Source organism: Burkholderia sp. JPY481 (assembly GCF_038900515.1).
In the GTDB taxonomy this organism is placed as follows: domain Bacteria; phylum Pseudomonadota; class Gammaproteobacteria; order Burkholderiales; family Burkholderiaceae; genus Paraburkholderia; species Paraburkholderia youngii.
In genome coordinates this window covers 1-3,198 of the sequence record NZ_JAYMRT010000073.1, presented here as the reverse complement: position 1 = coordinate 3,198, position 3,198 = coordinate 1, and the positions used below count along the sequence as shown (strand labels likewise).

Sequence of the window (3,198 nt, the reverse complement as noted above, 5' to 3'; positions counted from 1 at the left end):
CCGGTACAGCCTCCGACTGGTGACTGTACCGGGCGATCTCCGCACAAGGAATGTCGTCGCCGTTCAGACTGCGATGCGTGTGGAAAATCGCCGCTACGAAAACGACTTCTGCAGAGCTTCCTTAACAGCTTGATGGAAAAGTTAACAGCCCCTTCACGGGCTTTTTGAAACCGCTTCTAAGCGCTGCCCGCACCGGAGGTCGAATATCTGGCGAACAGGCAAGGCGTCTACGCCGTAGGAACTCGGTGTGAAATTATTCGACGGCGAAAGCGGAAGTGCCGGAACTCGCTGGCGTAAAGCATGTATTCGTCAAAGCGTCGGCAGAAGTGAACAACCGCACTGAAAACAGTCATCTGCCCCCCCCCGGCGCGGGCGCCAGGTTTCCGCGATTCACGCGTCGAAGTCTCTGCAATCTGCCAACAGGCCTCACTCGAAACCTTCCTTAAGATTCCACAGATTGTTCACGGCCGTCGGATAACATCGAAGCTACAATCCAACGCGGACTGCGCAGTGCATTCATAGTAGCTAGGACCGTAAGGATCATGTTTCTGACGCCACGTGCTTACGTCCACCGATAAGTCCGGTTCTGGACGCCTCGGCAAGAATTCTAAATCTGCGTAGTCGCCGTCACCAAGCTCGTATGAGCAGCTCACTGCCGCTCGCGATCCACTATCCATCGCTGGATGGAATTTGGCAGAGCTAAATTTAGTGATGCCACCGTCATCGTCCAGCCCAATGCCCAACCATGTACCCTCACCATCGCTAGTCATTGCCATGTACGTGTCCCCATTTTTTTCGATTGCGGTGACACTCGGGCAGCTTTCGGCCGTGTCAGCCAACACATGACACGATGCGCCAAGCGCGAGCGTAAAAACAAAAATACCTTTCTTCATCGGTTAAATCCTTCATATTGCACAACGGTCTGCTAATCTAAGGAAGGTCTGCACAAATCGTTTTCAGAGAGTTGGCCGTTTGCCACTTGCGTCGTATCAGCCATAAGAGTCTGCTGGCAGGTTGGTCGTCTAGCTTTTGAAGCGTGACGACCACTGTTTGCCGAGATTCGCGGCCTGAATCTGCGAGCGTTTCAAGGGTTCCACAAAGCCTTGCGTGCCATCCACAGGTTGCCCAGAGCAAATAGTGTCGTGATCTGGGCGGTGTTCTTCATCAGCCCTCGGTACCGGCTCTTTGTATAGCCAAACTGCTGTTTGAGGACGCGGGACGGATGTTCAACCTTGGCGCGGATGCCGGCCTTCAGGCGTTCAATCCGATCGAATATCGCGTCCAGCTGATCGGTTAGGTCCAGTTGTCTGCGCCTGCCTGGTCGCATCGCGACATGCCAGCGAACCGCGCTTACCTGGCAGCGCTTTTCGATACCCTGATATCCGGCGTCAGCGTACACATCCATTTCCTGGCCGTGCAACAGCGCTTCGGCCGCATTGATGTCATGAACGTTGGCGGCTGTGCCGATGACCGTGTGGACCAGGCCCGACTCTGCGTCCACGCCGACGTGCGCTTTCATCCCGAAGTACCATTGATTTCCCTTCTTCGTCTGGTGCATTTCCGGGTCCCGTGTACCAGAGCCGTTCTTCGTCGAAGTGGGTTCGGAAATCAAGGTAGCGTCGACCGCCGACCCCACCTTCAGCATCAAGCCTTTCTCGCCTTTCTCGCTCAGGATCTCATTGACCAGCGTGAGCATCTGCGCAGCCAGGCCGTGCGTTTCGAGAAGGTGACGGAACCGGAGAATCGTGCTCTCGTCCGGCAAACGCGTCATACCCTCGTCCAGCCCAGCAAATTCACGATACAGCGGCACGTCATAAAGCGCTTCTTCCATCGCCGGGTCTGACAGACCAAACCACTGCTGCATGAAGTGGATCTGCAGCATCGTCGCAATAGGAAACGGCGGCCTTCCAGTCTTACCCCTTGGATAGTGCGGTTCGATCAACGCAATCAACCTCGACCATGGGACAACGCGCCTCATCTCATCGAGAAGTTTCCGCTTGCGCGTGCGTTTCGTTGACAGATCCAGACCAAGACCGGGCTGTGTCATCGAGGTACCCCTTAAACCTGCATTCTCCCAGGATAGTCCACCGGGACGTCAACGCCAGGACTTTTGCAGACTTTCCCTAAATATTTCTAACGATATTGTCACGTTGCTGGATGAGTTGGATGAATCTGGATCGCAAACAACTCGCATCCCGATTCGCTGCGTGGCGGGAATTCGCCGACATGGCTCAAAATCCGTTGACTGTCTTGTTAGCGATTGACTCTTCGGCGCAGTCCACGCTACTGCCGACAAGTTGACGGTGCTGCGAGATACGCTAGACGTCACGGCTTCTGCGATTGCACCAACACGTCTTTTACTGGAAGCTGCTCAAGCTTTCACCGATTGCTCAAGACGGTCGAACGACAACGAACCTACAACGCCAAGCGGCCGGATCAGTGCACTCGTAGTAGTCAGGGTTGTACGGGCCATTTTTTCTGCGCCATTGATTCAGATCGCGCAAATCCAAAGCCGGTAGCGGGGACCTAGGTATGTACTGTAGATTTACATAGCCCCCCTGGAAAGTTCGTAGGAGCACTTGACTAACGCTGATTGACCGGTGCCGGCATTATCAAGCTGCGCTGGATAAAACGTGGCCGAGGAAAATTCCTTGAAACTACCTTCGTCCGGCCCTTTCACAATACCTAGCCATATACCCTCGTTATCGCTGGCTGTTGCGGTGTACACACTCCCTGCCATCTTGATCTCGCCGCGCATCGGGCAGCCTTCGAACGTTGCAGCAGACACGTGATAAGATGCGCCGAGCGCAAACGTAAGAACGAAAAGGCTCTTCTTCATTGTCTCGAATCCTCTATGTTGTAGGGGGGGCATCCATAAATCACTTATACATGAAATAATGAATTTTATAATAGATCTTGATGTGAAAGTGATTTCGTGTAAGGGATAGTCAATTGTCACTTTCGATGATCTGAAATTCTTCGCGAATAAAATTTAGTACTCGGGTTTATACCGCAATAGCGGCGACCACATCAAATAAAGACTATTTATGCCGGAGGCAATATTTTTGATGGGGGGTGCGGACGAAAACTTGGACTACCTGGAGGTAGTTCATGTACTCGTATGAAGAGCGTCTTCGAGCGGTTCGGCTCTATCTAAAGTTGGGAAAGCGCCTCGGGGCGACCATCCGACAGCTGGGT

The 3,198-nt window shown here is 53.3% G+C and carries 3 protein-coding genes and 1 pseudogene; 1 reads left to right on the top strand and 3 read right to left on the bottom strand.

The annotated features are described in order from the left end of the window. Nucleotides 1-251: 251 nt before the first annotated feature. A pseudogene (locus tag VSR82_RS39505) lies at nt 252-359 on the top strand (IS6 family transposase); the annotation flags it as partial. Between the two features lie 102 nt (nt 360-461). Here the strand turns inward: VSR82_RS39505 and VSR82_RS39500 are convergent. The 3 genes from VSR82_RS39500 to VSR82_RS39490 form a co-directional block, all read right to left on the bottom strand. Then, on the bottom strand, nt 462-893 hold the full coding sequence (locus tag VSR82_RS39500) for a DUF3757 domain-containing protein (RefSeq protein WP_152854948.1): 432 nt from the start codon (nt 891-893) through the stop codon (nt 462-464). Between the two features lie 191 nt (nt 894-1,084). Further along, nucleotides 1,085-2,047 (bottom strand): IS5 family transposase, encoded by a 963-nt coding sequence (locus VSR82_RS39495; protein ID WP_498858868.1) that lies wholly within the window; start codon nt 2,045-2,047, stop codon nt 1,085-1,087. A gap of 498 nt (nt 2,048-2,545) precedes the next feature. Further along, complete coding sequence (locus tag VSR82_RS39490; protein WP_498858867.1) at nt 2,546-2,839, bottom strand: DUF3757 domain-containing protein; 294 nt, start codon at nt 2,837-2,839, stop codon at nt 2,546-2,548. Between the last annotated feature and the right edge of the window lie 359 nt (nt 2,840-3,198).

Excerpts from the sequence above, each read along its gene's own strand:
- VSR82_RS39500 (WP_152854948.1), bottom strand. The coding sequence starts at position 893 with ATGAAGAAAGGTATTTTTGTTTTTACGCTCGCGCTTGGCGCATCGTGT.
- VSR82_RS39495 (WP_498858868.1), bottom strand. The coding sequence starts at position 2,047 with ATGACACAGCCCGGTCTTGGTCTGGATCTGTCAACGAAACGCACGCGC.
- VSR82_RS39490 (WP_498858867.1), bottom strand. The coding sequence starts at position 2,839 with ATGAAGAAGAGCCTTTTCGTTCTTACGTTTGCGCTCGGCGCATCTTAT.